Source organism: Streptomyces sp. NPDC033178, from assembly GCF_055577685.1.
This window is the reverse complement of sequence record NZ_JBVIPT010000032.1, coordinates 63,995-80,223: the sequence shown is the minus strand read 5'-3', so window position 1 is coordinate 80,223 and position 16,229 is coordinate 63,995. Positions and strand designations below refer to the sequence as shown.

At 65.4% G+C, this 16,229-nt stretch carries 11 protein-coding genes and 4 pseudogenes; 7 read left to right on the top strand and 8 right to left on the bottom strand.

Features of this window, described 5'->3' with window-relative positions; translation table 11 throughout:
* Positions 1-331 (bottom strand): annotated as a pseudogene (locus tag ACZ5VQ_RS46780) (ISL3 family transposase); the annotation flags it as partial.
* A gap of 307 nt (positions 332-638) precedes the next feature.
* Between ACZ5VQ_RS46780 and ACZ5VQ_RS46775 the strand changes: the two are divergent.
* Positions 639-749 (top strand): annotated as a pseudogene (locus ACZ5VQ_RS46775) (helix-turn-helix domain-containing protein); the annotation flags it as partial.
* A 32-nt stretch (positions 750-781) separates the two neighbouring features.
* Here ACZ5VQ_RS46775 and ACZ5VQ_RS46770 read toward each other — a convergent pair.
* The gene (locus ACZ5VQ_RS46770; RefSeq protein ID WP_469110346.1) at positions 782-916 is read right to left on the bottom strand and encodes a hypothetical protein; all 135 of its coding nucleotides are present in this window, start codon (positions 914-916) and stop codon (positions 782-784) included.
* Positions 917-1,278: 362 nt separating this feature from the next.
* The gene (gene ltrA / locus ACZ5VQ_RS46765; protein ID WP_469110343.1) at positions 1,279-2,541 is read right to left on the bottom strand and encodes a group II intron reverse transcriptase/maturase; all 1,263 of its coding nucleotides are present in this window, start codon (positions 2,539-2,541) and stop codon (positions 1,279-1,281) included.
* A 464-nt stretch (positions 2,542-3,005) separates the two neighbouring features.
* On the opposite strand from ltrA, the gene ACZ5VQ_RS46760 reads away from it, so the two are divergent.
* Both ACZ5VQ_RS46760 and istB read left to right on the top strand, forming a co-directional pair.
* Entirely contained in the window at positions 3,006-3,830 is an 825-nt protein-coding gene (locus ACZ5VQ_RS46760) for a Mu transposase domain-containing protein (protein WP_469110342.1), read from the top strand.
* A complete protein-coding gene (gene istB, locus ACZ5VQ_RS46755; RefSeq protein WP_469110341.1) occupies positions 3,830-5,068 on the top strand; it encodes an IS21-like element helper ATPase IstB in 1,239 nt (412 codons plus the stop codon). The genes ACZ5VQ_RS46760 and istB overlap by 1 nt, the downstream gene beginning before the upstream one ends.
* On the opposite strand, the gene ACZ5VQ_RS46750 is transcribed toward istB, so the two are convergent.
* The 5 genes and pseudogenes from ACZ5VQ_RS46750 to ACZ5VQ_RS46730 form a co-directional block, all read right to left on the bottom strand.
* A complete protein-coding gene (locus ACZ5VQ_RS46750) occupies positions 5,043-5,615 on the bottom strand; it encodes a transcriptional regulator (protein ID WP_469110340.1) in 573 nt (190 codons plus the stop codon). The two genes, istB and ACZ5VQ_RS46750, sit on opposite strands and share 26 nt — an antisense overlap.
* A gap of 104 nt (positions 5,616-5,719) precedes the next feature.
* Positions 5,720-6,427 (bottom strand): annotated as a pseudogene (locus ACZ5VQ_RS46745) (transcriptional regulator); the annotation flags it as partial.
* A gap of 772 nt (positions 6,428-7,199) precedes the next feature.
* Positions 7,200-7,667, bottom strand: coding sequence for a hypothetical protein (locus ACZ5VQ_RS46740; RefSeq protein WP_469110339.1), 468 nt, complete (start codon positions 7,665-7,667; stop codon positions 7,200-7,202).
* A pseudogene (locus ACZ5VQ_RS46735) lies at positions 7,664-8,344 on the bottom strand (IS256 family transposase); the annotation flags it as partial. The gene ACZ5VQ_RS46740 and the pseudogene ACZ5VQ_RS46735, both read right to left, overlap by 4 nt.
* 422 nt (positions 8,345-8,766) lie before the next feature.
* A complete protein-coding gene (locus ACZ5VQ_RS46730; protein ID WP_469110338.1) occupies positions 8,767-9,258 on the bottom strand; it encodes a DUF4352 domain-containing protein in 492 nt (163 codons plus the stop codon).
* 550 nt (positions 9,259-9,808) lie between these two features.
* On the opposite strand from ACZ5VQ_RS46730, the gene thpR reads away from it, so the two are divergent.
* The 4 genes from thpR to ACZ5VQ_RS46710 all read left to right on the top strand — a co-directional run bounded on the left by thpR (position 9,809) and on the right by ACZ5VQ_RS46710 (position 16,219).
* Positions 9,809-10,486, top strand: a complete 678-nt coding sequence (gene thpR / locus ACZ5VQ_RS46725) for an RNA 2',3'-cyclic phosphodiesterase (RefSeq protein WP_469110337.1) — start codon at positions 9,809-9,811, stop codon at positions 10,484-10,486.
* 885 nt (positions 10,487-11,371) lie between these two features.
* On the top strand, positions 11,372-11,995 hold the full coding sequence (locus ACZ5VQ_RS46720) for an RNA polymerase sigma factor (protein ID WP_469110336.1): 624 nt from the start codon (positions 11,372-11,374) through the stop codon (positions 11,993-11,995).
* Positions 11,992-12,831: a hypothetical protein gene (locus ACZ5VQ_RS46715; RefSeq protein WP_469110335.1), complete on the top strand. Its 840-nt coding sequence runs from the start codon at positions 11,992-11,994 to the stop codon at positions 12,829-12,831. Before ACZ5VQ_RS46720 ends, ACZ5VQ_RS46715 begins: the two co-directional genes overlap by 4 nt.
* A 1,633-nt stretch (positions 12,832-14,464) precedes the next feature.
* The gene (locus tag ACZ5VQ_RS46710; RefSeq protein WP_469110334.1) at positions 14,465-16,219 is read left to right on the top strand and encodes an HAD hydrolase-like protein; all 1,755 of its coding nucleotides are present in this window, start codon (positions 14,465-14,467) and stop codon (positions 16,217-16,219) included.
* The last annotated feature ends 10 nt before the right edge of the window (positions 16,220-16,229 follow it).

The following is a 16,229-nucleotide window of genomic DNA, read 5'->3' as shown; positions in this document are numbered from 1 at the left end:
CGACACCCAGGCATGGGACAGACTCCGGCTGCGGGACGGGCAGTGCGCGAAGGAGGCGGAGCAGGGTGTCCTTGCCGATAGTGACGGCCAGGCGTCCGCACAAACTGGCGCCGGCACGTCCGCCCAGAAACAGGGCGATGTCCGTGAGCTGGGCGGTGAGGGCATTCGTGCGGCGTGCGTGTCGACGCGTCAGGTCCGGGATCTGCTCGGCGAACGTCCGACGCTCACAACTGTCGTTGCCGCACACGAGACGACGTGCCCGCAGATCGAGTCGCACCTGACGGCCGGCAACGGGACGGTCCGCCAGACACCGCTGGTAGTAGCAGTGCACACACGCGGATCTCCATCCACACCCCGGACAGGCGACCGACCCCACCGCGGACCGCACGGCAAGACGGACCTCAGCGTCCCCAAGAACAACCTCTTCTACCTCGACTCCGACCCCCTGAAAAAGGAGGTCAGCGAGGCGAACCACATCCCCCACGCCAAGGTGATGCCCACCCGTCCTTGATCGTCACCTACCCCCAAATCAGCGACAGAGCCCAAGAAGTGGACCAGAACCTGAAAATTGGACCGGTAGCGGCGCTTGAAAGTTGACCCCCTCCAGAGGTCTGGCTCGTTGAGTCAGGCCGGGAGGAGTGGTGATCAGCGTGGAGGACTGGGCGGAGATCCGCCGGCTTCATCGGGCCGAGCAGATGCCGGTGCGGGCGATCGCGAGGAAGCTGGGGATCGCGAGGAACACTGTCCGCAGAGCGATCGCGGACGACGCGCCGCCGAAGTATCAGCGGGCGCCGAAGGGCTCGATCGTGGACGCGGTCGAGCCGCAGATCCGTGAACTGCTCGAACAGTGGCCGGAGATGCCCACGACGGTGATCGCGGAGCGGATCGGCTGGGACCGCGGCCTGACCGTGCTCAAGGACCGCATCCGGGACTTGCGGCCGGCCTATCGGCCCGCGGATCCGGCCTCGCGGACGGTTTATGAGCCGGGCGAGATCGGCCAGTGCGACCTGTGGTTCCCGCCGGCAGACATCCCGCTCGGCTTCGGCCAGGTCGGGCGGCCGCCCGTGCTGGTCATGGTCGCTGGCTATTCGCGGTGGATCACCGCGCGGATGCTGCCATCGAGGTCTGCGGCCGACCTGATCGCCGGGCACTGGCGGCTGCTGACCGAGCTGGGCGCCGTCCCACGGGTGCTGCCGAGTAGCCGAGGGGAGTCTCACCCCTCGGCTCTCACAGAACCGTGCGTAACAGTCGCCCGTTACACGGCTCTTGCCGTTCTGATCAGCAGGCCAGCACGGCATCCGTCGTCAGGCGCCAATGCGCGAACATACGGGGGTATCGCTGAGCGATCTCCACGAGTTTCGCGAGGGCCTTCCGTCTGCCCGCGAGCCGCTTGTACTTCTGGCGGATCCAACGCACCAGGTAGGCGTTGATGCGCATCGCGAAGGTGCGCAACTCCCACGGCCCGAAACGGCTGTAGTAGTTGAGCCAGCCCGCCACCGCAGGGTTGATCCTGCGGGCGAGTTCGTTGAAAGAAAGGTCCGAGCGGGTGTGCAGGTGCCAGGAGCGCACCTCCCGGCTCATCCTCGTCAGGGCGTCCTTGCTGACCGCCGGATCGAACGACAGGAGCTGCCTGCCGTGCCGGTTCCGGCTTCGCCTGGCGCGGAAGGCGTATCCGAGGAAGGTGAACGCGGTGTGCTCGTAGGAGCGTCGGCGTTTGCCGTTCTGGCAGTACACAATCCGGGTCTTGGCCGGGTGCAGTTGCAGCCCGACCTCGGCCATCCTGTCCGTGAGCGCAGCCAGCACCTGGCGGGCCTCGCGCTCGGAGACGCAGTGCAGCACCGCATCGTCCGCATAGCGCTCGAACCAGACGGCCGGGAACTCCCGGGCCATCCATGTGTCGAACGCGTAGTGCAGGAACAGGTTCGCCAATACGGGAGAAACCGGAGCCCCCTGTGGGGTCCCTAGCTCCCGCTCCAGCAGGGAGCCGTCGGGCATGGCGAGCGGGGCCGCAAGCCACCGCCGCACATACAACTTCACCCAAACGGCGTCAGTGTGCGCCTCCACCGCCTTGACCAGCAGGTCCCAGGGCACACTGTCGAAGAACTTGGCGATGTCGAACTCCACCACCCAGTCCCGCTTCCAGCAGCGCTCCCGGCATTTCCCCACCGCGTCCAAGGCGGACCGCCCCGGCCGGTATCCGAAGCTGTCCGGATGGAAAATGGGCTCCACCCTTCGCGCCAGGTGCCGGGCCACTACGGTCTGCGCCACTCGGTCGGCAACAGCGGGAATGCCGAGCATTCTCGTGCCGCCGCCGTGCGGCTTGGGAATGGCCACTGCACGCACCGGCGGTGGAAAGTAAGAGCCCGACGACATCCGGTTCCAGACCTTGTACCGATTATTCTTCAGGTCCTTCTCGAAGTCGTCGATACTCTGCCCATCCACTCCTGGTGCGCCTCTGTTCACCCTGACTTCCTCCCACGCCTCCTTGACTTCCCACTTCGAAATATCAAACGGCTTGGCCTGCGACTTCAACTGGCCCATCGAACTCCTCCCGGACACCGTCCGGTTGATGCGATCAACTCAGTCACTAACGACCCGGCCCCTTCGCTCCACCCCCATTACAGGGGCTTCATCACTACTACGAGCCGGTCCGCCGGCAGACCCCGCATCGGTACTCGACCCCTCGCGGTGTCCGCCGCTTGGGGCACTCCCTCTCGCCCGCCGCCACGCGGCGGACAGTGTCGGGGCCTGCCTTCTCCTTTTCCATGCGGAAGCCGCAGACCGGACTCACGTCGCCTACATGCCGAGACACCACCTGGCCAATAAACGGGCACCCGCCAGGCTTATCCCGGAGCCCAGATCATGCCCCGGTTTCGATGTCATCTGTTTGTCTTTCGACACATCAGCAGCGATTCACTTGCGTTCGTCTTCCCGGTCCCCACCTGACGCCTCTTACAACGCCTTTTCCTCATCGCTCACCACGACGGTCTTCAACCCAACGCAGCATGAGGCGGTTTGAAGTCTCCCCCCGCAGGGCGACTCCGAAGGGCCACAAATCCTTCATCTTCCGCACAGCACCATTTTCGGAAGCTGTTCCTACAACCAGCTCCCTTTCATGTTCAGGACACAAGGTCTGGGACAACGAGGGAGCCGTCGGTTCCTGGCGGCCTGGTGGTCCTCAACTGACCGATGACTTCGCCGCGTTCGCCGGACTGCTGGGCATCAAGTTCCTGCTCTGCAAGCCGCGGGATCCGGAGGCCAAGGGCCTGGTCGAGCGGGCCAACCGCTATCTGGAGACGTCGTTCCTGCCGGGGCGGGTGTTCGCCTCGCCTGCCGATTTCAACATCAAGCTCGCCAACTGGCTGACCAGGGCTAACCGGCGCATCCACCGGACCTTGCAGGCCCGCCCGGCGGATCGGCTGGAGGCCGACCGCTCCCGGATTCTGGCCCTGCCGCCGATCGCCCCGCCGGGCTGGTGGAAGGCATCGCTGCGGCTGCCAAGGGATCACTATGTCCGCCTGGACACCTGCGACTACTCGGTGCATCCGCTGGCTGTCGGCCGTCGCATTGAGGTCGCTGCAGACCTGGACCAAGTCCTGGTGACCTGCGACGGCGTCGAGGTCGCCCGCCATGTCCGCAGCTGGGCCCGCCACCAGACCATCACCGACCCGGACCACGCGACCGCTGCCACAGCCGCCCGCAAGGCGGCCGCCGGCACGAATCCGGCACCAGCGGACGTGACGGAGGTCGAAGTACGGTCGCTGGACACCTACGACCGGATCTTCGGTGTCATCGACGGCGGACTGAGCACAGGTGAAGGGGCAGCGTGATGAGCACGAAGAACGGCACCACCCAGGCCAGGACCAGCCGCGACGTCGGCTCCGAACTCATCTATCTGACCAAAGCGTTGAAGGCACCTGCTCTGCGGGACGCTGCCGCCCGGCTCGCCGAGTGGGCCCGCGACGAGGGCTGGAGCCACGAGGAGTATCTGGCCGCCTGTCTTCAGCGCGAGGTCGCCGCCCGCGATTCCCACGGCGCCGAGGGACGCATCCGGGCCGCTCGTTTCCCCTCCCGCAAGTCCCTGGAGGACTTCCACTTCGACCACCAGCGGTCCGTGAAACGTGAGGTCATCGCCCATCTGGGGACCCTGGACTTCGTCGTCGGGAAGGAGAACGTGATCTTCCTGGGGCCGCCCGGTACCGGCAAGACCCACCTCGCCACCGGGCTCGGCATCCGGGCCTGCCAGTCCGGCCACCGAGTCGCCTTCGCCACCGCCGCCCAGTGGGTCACCCGCCTCGCCGAAGCCCACCAAGCGGGCCGGCTCAGCGACGAGTTGACCCAACTGGGCCGGATCCCGCTGATCGTGGTCGACGAAGTGGGTTACATCCCCTTCGAACCCGAGGCCGCGAACCTGTTCTTCCAGTTCATCTCGGGCCGCTACGAACGTGCCTCGGTGATCGTGACCAGCAATAAGCCCTTCGGACGCTGGGGCGAGGTGTTCGGCGCCGATACCGTGGCCGCCGCGATGATCGACCGCCTCGTCCATCATGCCGAGGTGATCTCGCTGAAGGGCGACAGCTATCGCATGCGCGGCCGCGACCTCGGACGGGTTCCCGCCGGAATCGGCTCACTATTCAAGCGTCGCCGACACCCCGCACCTGCGGGGATGATCCCCTGGGTCTGCAGTTCCTCGGCCATCGCCGCGACTGCTCCCCGCATCTGCGGGGATGGTCCCACCGACCACCTCGCCACGGTGTACGCCGGTCCACAGGAGACAGGGCCGGAAGCTCGGCAAGAAGGACCACCCGCGGGTCGTGGACGAGCAGGTCCTCGAGCAGCTCCGGATATCGCGGCGTCGCCCTGCTCAAGGCCTGCTTCTCGCACCCGCGGGGATGACCCCAAGCCCGAGACGTTGCGGCCGAAGTTGGTTCCCTGCTCCCCGCACCCGCAGGGATGGCCCCCGGGAGTGCCGAAGAAGGGCCGAATTCTGCGGCCATCGCTACTGCTAATCAATGACCCACCAGCAACCCCGAGTCACCGCTTCAGGCGGCGAATCCGACGGTGGTGACGTATTCGTACTGGCCCCACTGCGAGCCGAGGTCGACGACCTGGTCGACCCACGCGTCGTCCAGTTCCTGGTCGTCGGCGGCGACCCAGGCAGCAACGATGCGGTCCCAGCGGCGGACGTTCATCGTGCGGAATTCCACCGCGCGCTGGCGGGGACGGTCGACGGCGGACTGGTTGAGCGGATGGATTTCCACGCGGGTGCCGCGGCCTTCACGGTTGAGGCGGGCGGTGAGGTAGCGGGCGACGTTCTCGCGGCGCACGGTGCGGTAGGCCTGCTCGATCGCGGCGAGGTTGCGGCGTGAGGGAGTGCGGGTGCCGGTCTGCCAGGCGCGCAGGGTGCGGTCGGTGACGGTCAGCCCGGCGGCCTGGGCAGCAGCACGGGCATGGTCGCTGCAGGTGAGGTAGTGCAGCCGGGCGAGCAGGCCACGTCGCGCGGTGACGGGAGTGGCGATGTAGCCGGCGAGCCCGTCCAGCTGCCGCGCGACGGCCTCGTGGCCCTTGATGCCGTGGGCGCCGTACTTGCCGAACTCGATGTTCCGCTCAGGCATCGTCTCTTCCGGGTTCTCGGTCGTGGATCACTCTACGGGCTTGGGAGGGCCGGTCACCCGCCCCGGTGCGGGAGGGAATTTGACGCCAGCACGGATGACCGGCCTCAGGAGAGAAGCTCAGGGGGTTGCGGCGCCTGGTCTGGGTTAACGCCGACGGTGTAGGTGTCTTTTACCTTGACTTCGGTGACGCCGCGGCCCTCAGGGAACACCGCCCGCCAGTCACCGGCCACATGGAGTTCGTCGGTGCCCATGGCGCGGACGACCAGCAGGCCTTCGTCGTAGGGGCGGCGGGCTTTCCACCACAGGTTCGCGAACGCCTGGGAGCGGATGATGTGCATCCAGTCGGTGCGGTAGAGCTCCCGGTTGTAGTTCGACTCCCCCAGCGTGGACACGAACTTCGAGTACATCGCCTTCACGTACTACAGCGTCACGTCGTCGCCGTCGGCGATCGCCCGGTCACGGGCGTCCTTGAGAACGATGCGGAACTTCTCCAGCAGTCCCTCGGTCGCCCTGGACGTCCAGAATTCGTGGATCTGCGGCGGGTCGGACAGGCCGTACTTCGGGCCGGGCAGGCGCAGCAGCAGGCGCAGGGTTGGTTCGGTCACCCACAGCGGGCCGGCTTCGTCGCGGTTGCCGATCGGGTTCGGCAGCACCGTCTCGTGGTCCCATTCGGGCGGGGTAATCAGGTACAGGCCGGCGCGGCGCCGGTCGTGATGATTGCCGACTGCGTGTTCCAGCTGCCCGAGCGGCAATTGTGTCTTGAGCGCGGACAGGTAGGCGCCGTTGATGTCGAGCGCGGTCACTTCGTGCTCGAACAACCGCCGCCACTGGACGGCGGCCAGGCCGTCCCGATGCTGCTCACGAGAAGGACTCCGCCGCGCCTCTTGCTACCCGACCGAGGCCGGCCTACTGCACGTGCAGCACCCCTGCGCCGCAAGGCCGTGCGAATACTGCGCAGCAGCCTCCAATCCGAGCGGAATCATTCCCTCCGGTGCTCGCATGGGAGACCGTCTAAGCGCACCGATGGTGCGCATCGTTAGAGGAGGCAGACAATCATGCGCAGGAGGCGAGCGCTGGTCGGCTTAGCCGCGGCCATGTTCATCGGAGGAGCCGCTGTCCTGGCTTCCGCCATGCCTGCACAGGCCAATGCGGCTCAGTGCAGGCTTTTCATTGCCCAACGAGGCTACGACGTGGGCCCCCGGGTGGAGGAGGCGTGCCGCGTAGCCGATACGCAAGACAACCCAACCCTGTGCCGAACTCTACTGGTGAGGGCCGGAGTTACCAACGACGAGGCGGCAGTGGCCTGTGCTCTCGGAGTGCTGTGAAGTTCCTCAACACTCCTGCTCCCGCCGGTCGCGCACTGCGACCGGCGGGAGCAGGAGAACCGTCTGCAGTCCGTGTCGGCGAACCCGCTGTGGGCGATCGACGGCCGGGGCGTATGGACAGGCGGTCACAGGCGCAGAGCAGAGCGTCTCGCAGTAGGTCAAGGGGAACGGTCGCCTGGTAGCGGCCTTCGGCTGCGCGCGAACGACCTCCACCGCGGGTTCGTGTGAGCAATAGTCGAGAGTTGTGGGTGAGTTGATTTCAGCTCTCGTTGCGGTGGTTGAGGCCGATCCTGGAAGTGTTGCGGATCCGCTTGGTGCGGCCGGCTTCGGCGAGGATCTCGATGGCCTCGGTGTTCGTCCCGGCCGTGGTCTTGAGCTGGAGCCAGTTGGATGACGCGAGCAGGTCCTCCGGCTGCCAGGGCAGCTTGAGCGTGATGGCCCGGAAAAGTGACCACTCCCGCAGGCGCTCAGCCAGGAAGGGGTGGTCGATCGTGGCCTGGGTCATCGCCTGCGCCCACCCCTCGTAGGCGGGGCCCGGGTAGAGGCCAGCGGCTCGACGGTCCAGGTGCCGCAGCACAGCGGACCGGGCCATCGTCTGGTCCGGGTCAGTGAGCACGCGGCTGACCAGGTCAAGCTCGTTCGCGTCGGCAACGCGCCCCAGCTTGTCGAGGTAGGCCTCGAAGCGGACGTGCTCGTCCGGGTTCTGCAGGACGTCGTGGACGTTCATGCGGCCTGCTCCTCGCGCTCAACCAGGACGCCGTTCTCGAATCGTGCACCGGCGCGAACCAGGGACACCAAGTGGGCTCCGGTGATCGCGCGCCAACGCGCCTGAGCGGACTCGACCAGCTTGAACACCATCGCGAGAGCGGCCGCCGGGCTGCCCGCGCCGCGGGTGATCTTGGTGCGGAGTTTGACCGTGGAGAAGGTCGACTCGATGGGGTTGGTAGTCTGCAAGTGGATCCAGTGCTCGGCGGGGAAATCGTAGAAGGCGAGCAGTTCGTCACGGTCCTCGGTGATCTTCGCGACCGCCTTGGGCCACTTTGCGCCGTAGGTCTTCGCGACCGCCTCGATCGCCCGCTCGGCGTGCGCGCGGTCCTCGGCGTTGCAGATCTCCTGCATCGCCTTCGTCGCGCCCGGCTGTGCGGACCTCGGCAGGGCGTTCGAGGCGTTGCGGGCCTTGTGGACCCAGCACCGCTGATGGCGGGTGGCCGGGAACACCTGGGCCAGGGCCTTCCACAGGCCCATCGCGCCGTCGCCGATCACCAGTTCGGGGTCGTGCATGCCGCGGCGGCGGCAGTCGCGCAGCAGGTCGGCCCACGACTCGGTGGATTCGCGCAGTCCCTCCGCGAGCGCGATCAGCTCCTTCGTGCCGTCCATCCGGACTCCCAGCAACACCAGGACGCACGAAACGCCGTCACCCTCGGAATCGGCCCCTACAGCGAGTTCGGCGACGTCGGGGAATTCGAGGCGCTGAAGCTGTTCACCCAGCGTGTCGAAGGCCACCGCAACGAGCAGCGGCGCCGCCAGCAGCAGCTGGACCAGCCCTCCGACCAGGCCGCCCCCTCCAGCCAGCCGCCGGCGGCTTGACCCAGCCCTCAACGCGATCTCCCGGAAATGGAGCCGATCGCGGGTACGCAGGATCACGGCCTCGTGCTCGCGCACGAGTGCCACGTCTGCATTCTCCGCTGTCGGGCCGCCTGCCACCGCTGTACCTCCCTGCCCGGAAAGGTACGGATTTCGGGCGCGCCGGGATCTTGGGGGCTGCAACTCGCGGGCATACGAAGGCCCCGACGACGCTGGTCGACAGGACCAGGATGGTCCCGAGGTCAGGACACGTCGCCGCGGACCGAGTCCCCAATCAGCCCGTCGGTGTACGTCACGTACTTCGGCGTGAAGCGCCCCTTGCCCGTGATAACGCCGGACATGTTCTCGCCCGGGGCTAGGTCCACGGTGTCAATCTGGCCGCTGTCGACGCCGAGTTCGGCAGTGTGCTTCGTGCCGCCGGTGTCGGTGATGGCGAAGTACAGCGGGTTCACGCTGATCGGTTCGTCGCCATTGTTTGTGACGGTCACCTTGACGCTGGTGTAGTTGGTGCCGTCGGCGAGGATGCTCGCGGTGAACCCGGTCTTCCTCGCGCTGACCTCGATGGCCGATTCCGGAGCCGCCGCCTCTTCCTCAAGAGGCTCGTTCTGCTGCGGCGTTCGAGTCTCCCGGACGTCGGAGCTTGCCCTCGTCCCCTTGTCGTCCTTCGGCGCGAAGCCGTTCTTGACCGCTCCGAACACGGCGATCACGGCAACCGCACTGAGGACGCCGGCCACAATCCATCCACCGTAGTTCTTCCGCTTCGGGGGCGGCGGAGGTGGCGCGCCCCACGCGGGTTGCTGGCCGGGCCAACCGGGCTGCTGGGGCGGGTACTGCGGTTGGCTCATGGTTCCCCCTGGAACTCTGCGGCTAGGAGGGCATCATGCGCCGTGTGGGTGCTTTGCGGGGATGGAGTGACGCTCCTGTGACATGTCCGGGTGCCCGCGGGTACGGCGGCCCTTGCCGCGGAGGGGCGGGGCAGGGGTCTCGTGGGTGGGGTGGGGTCAGTCGCAGGGGAAGTGCGAAGCGGTGTAGTGGCCACCGCAGTTGGTGCAGGTGTAATTCAGGGGTGTGCCACTGACGTTGATCGATTGCGCCCGGGTCATGGATTTCGGCATCTGGGTCTCCGTAGTGATCGGAGACCCAGGTGTCAACCATGATCGGCAGTTTTGGAACCACCGTTCGGGTTCTCCAGATATGTTGCCGCGTTCTTCCCGTCTACGCCCTCGCCAGCACGACAGGCAGTCGGGCGTCGGCCACGCGGACGCATGAGGTAGGAAGACATGCGTGACCGAACCGTCCCGGACCGCCACCCAGCATGCGTTTATCGCCCTCGCGCCGCCCGACGATGCGAAGAGCGAGCTAGCGCACGCGCTGAGCCCCGCCTACGCCGCCTGTCCCGGCCTGCGCTGGAATCGCATCGAGGACTGGCACATCACCCTGGCATTCCTGGGCGAGCTGCCGGTGCAGGTCGTCCAGCGGCTTCGTTCTCCCCTCGCCGACCTGGCGGCTGCCCGCCCCTCTCTCGAACTGGCGCTGCTCGGTGGCGGTCACTTCGACGAGCGAGTGCTGTGGAGCGGCATCAAGGGCGATCTCGACGGACTGCACGAGCTGGCCGAAGCAGTACGGGCGCGGGTCAGGGACTGCGGCGTCGCCTTCGCCGAACGTCCTCTGCGTCCCCATCTCACGCTGGCCCGCGCTCGCCGCTACGACAACGCGTCCGTAACCGCGGCGGCCGCCTGCCTCGACGGCTTCACCGGACGCCCTTGGCAGACCGAACGCCTCCACCTGGTCGGCAGCACGGTAAGCGGCCACCCAGGTCCGCGGCGCTATCAGGACATCCACGCATGGACACTGGCCACTCGTCAAAGGCATCCCGATCCGAAACCGCCACAGACTGCTCTGCGTGAACACCAAAACGGTTCGGGCCCTGCGATGATGCCGACTCAGTCCCACGCACCCTGAACCCGGCCAGACGGTCACCCCGCCGGTCAGGGAGTCAGGCCTCCACAGGCTCCTCACTGGCCGCTTCAACTCAGGGTCCCCGGCGCAAAGGGAGCCACATGGCGGTTGTGACTACATGCGCCATTTCGGACCCCCGGGCCTCGCACGCCAACGTCACAGGCGGGACCAAGATCCGGGCCAGGTGCGGACCCACTCGGCTCAGCCGCAGTCAATTCCACCCATAGCCACAGGTCAGAGGCTATGACGAGCCGGCATCACAAGCAGACGAAGGATCTGCTCGCGTACATCCTTCAGGGCCACAGGCTCAGCAATTACTCTCACGCCTGACACCACGCCACCTCAGCGCGCTCCTGACCTGCAACTACGCGCTGGAGAGGCGAAAGAATGGCAAATTCGACCCCGATTCGACCCCGGGGGCTCTCAACGCGGGAATGATCGCGTCTGATCTGGAGCGATGCAACTTCTGCCGATGTACCAACAGTTCCGTTCCTCGCAGCTCCGCCGGTGACACCTCTGCCACGTGGCGTCGAGTAGCCCCGTTTCCTGCTGGGCTGGGGTGTGGAATAGCCGCACCCCTTGCCGACGCGCGGAGCGCCAAGGCCGTTTGCTGTCAGTGTGGTTCGGATGGAGATGGTCTTGGGCGCAGCAACCGGCCCTGGACCATGGGGCGTTGATGTCTCGGTACTTTCGGGGGCGAGCGATGGTGCGGTTCAAGCCGCACCCAAGTCCACACGTTCGAAGGAGTAACTCGTACGAGTGATCCTCTCGGCGACCTTGTGACAATGCCCGTCCTCGTACCCCCTACGCAGTAGCAAGGGGCCCAGAGCCCCGCCGCCCGGTTGGGTGGGTGCCCTTTTTGAGAATCTCAGTGGAGAGCCCGAGTCGATGAAGTCGGAGCATCAAGAGGCGTCGAACGAGGCGTCGCGCCCGCCAAGTTCGTCGGTGGACTCGGATAAACCGGAGACGTCCGCCGGTTTCATCCAGGACCACCGCCAACGCGCCTTGGCGTACGCGTTCCGCATGTGTGGTTCGCAGCATCTTGCCGAAGATGTAGTGCAGGACGTCGCTCTTGAGGTCGATAAACACTGGCAAGAGATCCAGTATCCGGCCGCATGGATGCGAAAGGCGATCCTCAACAAGCTGAAAAGTGTCATGCCCCGTCAGCGGCGGGAGATAAGTGCTGCCGATCTCTACGAGGACGCCCACTTCCTGTTTCAGGCTGTCGTCGCGACTCCTCACGACGTCTACGCAGCTAAGGAGTTGAATCTGGAGATTTGTCGTTTCGTTGCGGATCTGCCGTACGCGAAGCGAATGATCTTGCTCCTGTCTTTGAATGGAACTCCGCAAGAGGAGATTGCTGAGCGGCTCAATATGACGCCCAGCGCGGTAGGGACAAACTTGGCTCGCATCAAGGACCGTCTTGCCGAACTCCTCGGAGTGCCCGAGCAGCGGGAACGTGGCTTACAGCGGGGCGCCGACTCGAACGATGAAAAGGAGGCCGACGCGTGAGGATTCAACCCATTCGCCTGCACACTGCGGACAAAATCGAGGACACGGTTGCCAGCCAGTCCGAGATCTTCCGTACTGATCCGTTCACGCTCATCATCGACAGGTCGTCCGCCTTTGGTCACGTGCGAGCCGACGAAGCACTGAGGCTGTGGGCCAGCCCTGTTATGGAGCGTTGGCAGCTGGAGTCGCCGGCCGTCGTCGCGTGCCAGGAACATGACGACCTTCCTCCGTTCGACTACAACGACGGGGGAGACGATGCAGACCCCCTCTTCGTCGCCGTGCACCGCGCATTGTGGGCACCGCTCGACGAGAGCGAGCATCGTGACGCCTCCCCTGCGGGGATGAGGGAAAGTGCTGCGCGGTCCGGCCAGGATGACCTCGAAGCATGCTCCGAGGCGCAAGACGAGGCGGAGGACAACGAGAAGACGCTGGAGCTTGCTATCAGCTTCAGCGTTCCCCGTACGAAGTCGCAGAACTTCCAAGAGGCGATGCGTGAGGCCCGAGTCGTTCAAGGGCTCATCAGCCTGCCCGCGTCAGAGGATTGCGCGCGGCCGACCCAGCTGGTCCTTACCGCCAATCACATGCTGAGCAGCAAGAGTCGTCCGGTCCAGGCGCTGTCTGACGGGAGGCGACGGCTCCTGGACGCCATAGTCACGGGTTGCCTCGGGGGTCTCTTCGTCGCCGCGAACACGCTGCACTCTCAATTCGTCGTGATGGCCGGGTTGGTCTTCGCAGCGCATTGCGTACGGCTAGCGGTCCCGACCCCACTGATGGGGGGACGCCGTATCTGGCGGGTCTTGAAGCAACTGGGGCGGCGGGGAAGGCGCGCCATGTAGGCACGTGGTTGCCCGCCGCTTCCGGGTTTCGCGTCCGCGGGAGGCGGCGGGCAGCGCAGGCAGGCCTGCGGCCACGCGCGCACAGGGTGCGGAATGAATCACCCCATCGCGTGCCACTCGTGCAACATCCCCGTCTGCGCGGACGTCCCACACGCCCTCAGAGCGAGAACAGCCGTACGTGGCGCCGCGGAACATGCTCGCGGCATCGCGCAGGCGATCGGGGCCGATCTTAAGGTCGGTGATCTCCCGGTTCTGATCGACAAGCGTGCCCCTGACGCCGAAGAAGTGGGCTTCCGCCTAACACCCTGGTGTGAGGACCCACGTCTCGATCCGGCGCGGTTCACACGTGATCACCGACTGGGGTGCGTGTTCCCGGAGTTGGGTTCGTCCGCAGGCGCCTCCCTCACTGATTTCATGGATTCGGCGGCTGACCTACTCGCCAACCGCAGGGAACGAGGATGACCGCTGGCCAGATTGATTCCCTCAATGGGTTTTGGCGATCCATGACGGGAAGACTCTGAGCCGAATTCGGACATCCGTCCGAGATCCTCGAACGAGGAGGCCGGCAGCGGGTTCGGAAGTCAAGACCGGGAAGGCGTCCTGGAGAAGGTCCTGCTGCTGTCGCCTTCGCCTGTTTCTCCGGCACCCGATCACGCGTACGACTCGACCAGGGGCACGGCATGGAGTCGAGGGAATTTTCACGCACTTCTCCTCAGCATGCCCAACACAGCTTCAGCACCAGAGGTCGACACGAGGCAGGAATTGAAGGAACGATCGGCGCCCAGGGAAACCGCGACCAAGGCCTACAACAGCGGGCAGCCCGGATGTCTTGGCCATCGCATATCTGCGAGTGATGTAAGACCGTCAGATTCGGTTCACATTTTGACTATCATCGCTCGTTTTTACAGTTCCGGCAGTCGAAAGTGCCTGCCCAGTATGCGGATTACCCCTCAGGGGAGTGGGCGAGATCACAGGAGTTGCCACAAGCGGGAAGATCCGACTCGTCACGCTATGGGCCGCCGGGCGAACTGTCAGTGAGCCGCAAAATCCTGTCCCCGTGGGCCAGTTGGGCCAGTTCTTCCGTTCTGAGGACGGTGAGAAGGGAGTGACTGTCGAGCGGTAGTGTTATGAGTGCCTTCTCGGCCGGCCGAGAGCTCCCGCGGCCCGCACTGTCTGTGGCTGATCGCGAGAGCCATCAACCGACCGAGAAGGAAGGAGGGCCCAATGGTGCTCCGATCGCCGGATCCAGGTGATCCGGAGGACGGCAACCAGTCTCTGGCACCGGGGAAGTAGCCCCGGCTCCCCGTGAGTTGACTCCTACATCAGCGCACGGAGCCTCCCTCGCTCACGCGAGGTAGGACACGCCAGACACAACCGCCGCCCGGACGGCCCCGCACCCCAGCACAACAGACCACCAGGGATGCGGGGCCCTTTTGCTGTCGAACGACGGCATCGGGTTCCTCGCCAATCGGTTTCCAACAGTGGCTCCAACATGCAGGCACTGCCGCATCCATGCGCACCCTTAAATGACATGACACCAGGTCGGTGCCCCACATGCAAAGCCAAGTTCCCGCCTGCGAGGGGCCTGTTGCATCTCTAGTATGAGTAGCGAGAGCAGCTGGAGGGAGCATCTATGGCACGGGGGCTCGCAGTTGGGTTCGACGGCCAGCGCTTGAGGATGGCCAGGTCAGCGGTGCAGGGGGATGGTTTGAGCGTGGCCGCGCTGGCCGCACGCATCGGTGCCTCGAAGGAAGAGATACTTCTCTACGAGGCAGGCACGCGACGCCCTGAAGCCCCACGGATCAAGCAGCTTGCCGACGTACTCGGCGTTGACGCGATCAGCCTCGCCGACCCCGACACCATGGAGCAGTGGACGCTGGCAGATCTGCGTCGCCTCAACGGCTACCGCCTCCAGGACCTCAGCGAAAGCCTCGCGCTGTCTGTTCGAGCCTACGGCCGCGCAGAGCGGGAAGGGGTGTTCCCGCCGCAGCGCTTCGCGCTCCTGGCCGAGCTGGCGGACAAGCTTGGCGTGACAGCCATAGAAATCGAACGCCTCATTGCCAGGTCGGCAAAGGTGCAGGTGCGGATCAGAGTTGCGGTGCCGACATTGCGGGCGCTCGTCCGCTCGTACACGAGAGCAGGACGCCTTGACGCCCCGCCCCCCGACGACAGCGGGATCAAGACCCTTGCCTCGCTTTATGGGCGTCCCGCAGCGACGGTGGCCGTCGTGATCGGGCAAGAGATCACCAACCTGCGCACTGTGCTTCGACGTCAGGCGTCTCTCCAAGTGGTAGCCGACTTCTCCGCGACCGCTGATGAGCAGGCTGAGGCGATCAAGGGAATACATGCGCAGAAGTCCCGGATTCAGCAGATCATTTCCACACTGCCGCAGCGCTTGGACTCCTTTTTCCGCTGCGCGCTGCCGGCTGAGCACTGGCGTGCGCTCTCCCACCTCGGCTCGGTAGCGGACAGTCTCGGGGTCCCCTTGAGCGCAGCACAGCTCATGACCACGGACACGACTCTCTCGACCATGCCAAGTAACCTGGTCGACACGTTTCCTGACGGAACAGCGGGAGGCACAGAGCAGTACGCTATTTCTGAGGACGGCATCAAACATCACGCGCAGTTCCGGGCCTGGTATGACGCACTGTATCCGCGCACTCGTTCACATCTCCAGCTGCGAGGCGTGCCAGCCAACGGACACCTGCCGCTGCCTGAACTGCAGCGGCGGTTCGCAGATATCGATACAGTCCTATTGAGTTTCGACGGACTGCTGTGCAGGCTCTTTGTCACGAATCGGCAGACAGTCACACACGAGTTGGCTCATGCCGCCCACAATCTCCGTCTTCCTCTCGATGCCCAGCCCTCACCCGACCCCGTCGGGATGCTGCGTTCCTTTGTGCGGCATGGAACCCCTTCCAAGTTACGACGTCTCGATCACCTGCTCACTTCGTTTGAAGTCGAGGCCGCGCGTCAGGCGCAGCCGCTGCCAGGGGTCACTCAGTTTCTCCGCATCGTGTCAGAACGGGAATGGAACGCGGCAGTGGTCACTGATCACGCGGCAGACGCTGTGGAAACATTCCTTGCCTATCTGAATCACACGATTGCACCGCATCGCTTCGGGGTCTTCGGTCGCCCCGCGGATCCACGCAGGATGAAGCCCAACCCGCATCTCGTCGCCCTGGCAACCACCACGCTGCGGGCCGATCGCACGCGCACCGTGCTTCTCGGTGAGTCTGTCGCGGACTTCCTTGCGGCACGGGCGGCCGGTGTGGAGTTCATCGGTGTGGCATCTTCTCCCCACCAGTTACGCCTGCTGCGCCAAGCGGGTGTCACCGGGACCGTCAGCAGTATCCAGAGTCTCACAAGAGCCCTGAGCAGCCTTTAGCTCCTGGCTG

Excerpts from the sequence above, each read along its gene's own strand:
- ltrA (WP_469110343.1), bottom strand. The coding sequence starts at position 2,541 with ATGGGCCAGTTGAAGTCGCAGGCCAAGCCGTTTGATATTTCGAAGTGG.
- ACZ5VQ_RS46760 (WP_469110342.1), top strand. The coding sequence starts at position 3,006 with ATGAGGCGGTTTGAAGTCTCCCCCCGCAGGGCGACTCCGAAGGGCCAC.
- istB (WP_469110341.1), top strand. The coding sequence starts at position 3,830 with ATGAGCACGAAGAACGGCACCACCCAGGCCAGGACCAGCCGCGACGTC.
- ACZ5VQ_RS46750 (WP_469110340.1), bottom strand. The coding sequence starts at position 5,615 with ATGCCTGAGCGGAACATCGAGTTCGGCAAGTACGGCGCCCACGGCATC.
- ACZ5VQ_RS46740 (WP_469110339.1), bottom strand. The coding sequence starts at position 7,667 with ATGAACGTCCACGACGTCCTGCAGAACCCGGACGAGCACGTCCGCTTC.
- ACZ5VQ_RS46720 (WP_469110336.1), top strand. The coding sequence starts at position 11,372 with ATGAAGTCGGAGCATCAAGAGGCGTCGAACGAGGCGTCGCGCCCGCCA.
- ACZ5VQ_RS46710 (WP_469110334.1), top strand. The coding sequence starts at position 14,465 with ATGGCACGGGGGCTCGCAGTTGGGTTCGACGGCCAGCGCTTGAGGATG.